The 678-nt window shown below is 70.2% G+C and carries 1 protein-coding gene; it reads left to right on the top strand.

Annotated elements, in window-relative coordinates; genetic code table 11:
* A partial coding sequence (locus tag DMH01_RS42875; RefSeq protein WP_158633304.1) for a hypothetical protein occupies window positions 1-678 on the top strand: 678 nt, incomplete at both ends.

Here is a 678-nt window from a genome sequence, read left to right as displayed (position 1 = left end):
CCTGCACGCCAAGGTGATCGCCGTGCTGGCCGAGGACGTCTGCTGCCATATCGGCCCGCGGCCCGAGGCGGTCGAGGAGGAGCCCAGGGCCATCGTGACCGGGCTGAGCACGCTGCTCACCGACATCGACACCTACCTCGGCGCCGGCCGCCAGCGCGACCGCATGTACGCCTACTCGCCCCGTTCCGCCGCGCTCAGGCCGCTGCTGACCGCCAGGTCCGCCGACTCCTCCGTCGACCGGGGCATGCACTTCCGGCTCGTGCAGGAGCTGATCACCGAGCGAGTCCCGGAGCGGGCGGACCGCTACCTGCCGGTCCAGCTCCGGGCGGTGGCCGCGTTCGTCAGGCAGGGACGCCTGGACCAGATCGTGATGTTGTCCAACTCCTCCAAACGCGCGGGCCTGAGCGCCGAGCTGACCGAGATGCGCTGGGACGCCCACATCCTGGTGATCGGCCTGACCGTGGAGGTGCTGTCCGGCGACGGCCTGCCCGACCGATACCGGGTGGACGGCGAGCGCGTGCACTGGAACCCGCCGCGCTCGATCGACGGCAAACTGCTGCCAAACGACGTCACCGACATCACCGCCGACGTCGAACGGGCCCACGTGGACGTCTACGTCCGGCACACCCAGACCGGCGTGGTGCACTTCCTGCCGATGAACCAGAACGTCGAGCGCCT

It is taken from the genome of Amycolatopsis sp. WAC 04182 (genome assembly GCF_003947465.1).
In the GTDB taxonomy this organism is placed as follows: Bacteria; Actinomycetota; Actinomycetes; order Mycobacteriales; family Pseudonocardiaceae; genus Amycolatopsis.
This window is presented reverse-complemented; position numbering and strand designations above follow the sequence as displayed.